The organism is Lishizhenia sp. (assembly GCF_057456495.1).
Genome location: NZ_JBVCPV010000279.1, coordinates 1 through 2647 on the forward strand (window position 1 = coordinate 1; position 2647 = coordinate 2647).

Consider the following 2647-nt stretch of genomic DNA (forward strand, 5'->3'; position numbering starts at 1 on the left):
CGTAACCGGAGAAATATCTCCATACCCTACTGTTGTTAAGGTGATAATAGCCCAATAAATACTTCTTGGAATGGAATCAAAATTAGAATCTGGCCCTCCTTCCACTAAATACATGATTGTACCCATGATAATTACAATCATCAATACACCCATCATAAAAACGGAAATCTTGTAACGACTATTGCGCAGGGCTTTCATAATTGTTGTGGCTTCGGTAAGGAAGTGTGCCAATTTAAAAATCCTAAAAACGCGAAGCAATCGTATAGATCGAATTACCGCAAGAGAATGTGTTCCTGTAAAGAATACGCTAATATATGTTGGGAGTAAGGACAGTAAATCTATAATTCCATAAAAGGAAAAGATGTAAGACAGCGGCTTGCGAATACAAACTATCCTAAGCACATATTCTAGGGTAAACAATATAGTGAGTACCCATTCCAAGGGTTGAAAAAGCCATTCTAATTTCTCATTGATCCAGACAACACTTTCCAGCATCACCACCAAAACACTCAAAAGAATAGCAATCAACAAAAGTACATCGAACATTTTTCCAGCCGGTGTATCCGCCTCGTAAATCACCTCATGCACTTTTGCACGCCAATCGTTTTTAGCCACTTCTCTTTTGTTTCTCACGTTGGCTAATTTAATCAAAGAATATGAAAAGAAAGAAGGAATAGAAAGGTAACTTTCTCAACATAGCGTAGTTCTATCTGATGTATAAGTGGTCACACAAAACATTTCTATTAATTTTGCGTTGATATGAATATGAGAAACATGCTGAAATCTATATTTATCTTAGGAATACTTTTCTTGAGCCTTTCTGCAGAGTTGTTTGGACAGCAAGCTAACAACTTGATGGATGAAAGAGTTTTAAAAAGAAGATTGGACCAATTACGATCAATAAAGGACGAAGCTTTGCTTCCTAAATACAACGACTCTTTCAAAGCTGAATTTTTAAAATTCTTAGATAATAAAGTAGCCTTTGACTACCCTTTTTCTATGCTTACTACGGTAGGTAAAGTGACTTCTAATGATGGACAAGTAAGGGTCTTTAGTTGGAACGTTCAACTCAACCCAGATCAAAACATCTACAATTGTATTATTCTGAAAAAGAAAAAAAGAAGGGATGAACATGAGATTTACGATTTGAAAGATAATTCTGTAATGCTTCCGATGTTCCCTAAAGAGACCTTGGACGAAAACAATTGGTATGGTGCCTTATACTACGATATTGTTGAAGTTACCAAAGGGCGCAAAACCTATTACACCCTATTAGGATATGACTTAAACAACTCTTTTTCGCACATTAAATTACTAGATGTACTCTATTTTAACGGTAGAAAACTGAATCTGGGTTACCCTTTATTTGAAACAGAAGAAGGGTTAGAAAAGCGTGTTTTCATGGAGCATTCTAAAAAAGCTACCATGACTTTGCGTTATGATGAAAGAAGAAGAAAAATTGTTTTTGATCACTTATCTCCGGAGTCTCCTACCATGAAAGATTTCAGAGAGTATTACGTCCCAGACATGTCCTACGACGCTTACAAGTTTGTAGATGAGGTATGGGTTTTAGAAACAGACATCATCGCAACCAACGCCGAAGAATCTAACAAACTTAAAATCTCTCGCTACGACGCCAAAAACGATACAATAGTAGAAGAGGTTGTTCGTAAAAAATGGAATTCTCCTGACGGTGGCAATACTCCCGTACAAAATGGTTCTCACGAAGCTCAAACGGTTCCAGAAGAGGAATACAATGAGAAGAATGAAAACACTCCGAAGTCGAAAAAAGAAGAAAAAGTTAAACCTCAGAAAGAGGAAGAATTCGGTGGTGTTCAATACGGTAACCTTGGGAAGGGGAAAAGAAAAAGACGTCGTAAATAAAATTTCTTTTCAGCCTTTATCAACAGAGGTAACTTAGATGAATTTTATTTTTATTTTTGTGGCTCCATGAGCGATTACATAGTTTCAGCTAGAAAATACAGACCGCAGACTTTCGACTCGGTAGTTGGACAGAAGTCCATCACTACTACATTGAAGAATGCGATTAAGAATGAGCACTTGGCTCAGGCTTTCTTGTTCTGTGGATCGCGAGGAGTTGGTAAAACAACTACCGCACGAATCTTAGCAAAAACAATTAACTGTTTCAACCGTTCTTCAGAAGTTGAAGCTTGTGACAATTGTGACTCATGTAATTCTTTCAATGAAGGTCAATCTTTAAACGTTTACGAATTAGATGCTGCTTCTAACAACTCTGTGGAAGACATCCGTAACCTGATCGACCAAGTAAGAGTTGCTCCTCAATTGGGAACACATAAGGTATACATCATTGATGAGGTCCACATGTTAACGACTTCAGCATTCAATGCTTTCCTTAAAACATTAGAGGAGCCTCCAAAGCATGCTATTTTCATTTTAGCAACTACGGAGAAACACAAAATTATCCCAACCATTTTATCGCGTTGTCAGATTTTTGATTTCAACAGGATTCAAGTAAAGGACATTGCCGATCATTTGGCTGGAATTGCGGTAAAAGAAAACATCACTGCCGACCCAGAAGCTTTGCATTTAATTGCGCAAAAAGCGGATGGAGCTTTACGTGATGCCTTGTCTATATTCGATCAGATTGTAACTTTTGTAGGGAACA

3 protein-coding genes are annotated in these 2647 nt (G+C 37.3%); 2 read left to right on the forward strand and 1 reads right to left on the reverse strand.

What is annotated here, in order from left to right:
- A partial coding sequence (locus AC22ZQ_RS14010) for an ion transporter (protein WP_318959385.1) occupies positions 1 to 633 on the reverse strand: 633 nt, incomplete at its 3' end.
- Positions 634 to 774: 141 nt separating this feature from the next.
- On the opposite strand from AC22ZQ_RS14010, the gene AC22ZQ_RS14015 reads away from it, so the two are divergent.
- Together AC22ZQ_RS14015 and dnaX are read left to right on the forward strand one after the other, a co-directional pair.
- Positions 775 to 1884 (forward strand): hypothetical protein, encoded by a 1110-nt coding sequence (locus AC22ZQ_RS14015; RefSeq protein ID WP_318959386.1) that lies wholly within the window; start codon positions 775 to 777, stop codon positions 1882 to 1884.
- Positions 1885 to 1950: 66 nt separating this feature from the next.
- Positions 1951 to 2647: DNA polymerase III subunit gamma/tau (gene dnaX, locus AC22ZQ_RS14020; RefSeq protein ID WP_318959387.1), on the forward strand; the 697-nt coding region annotated here is incomplete at its 3' end.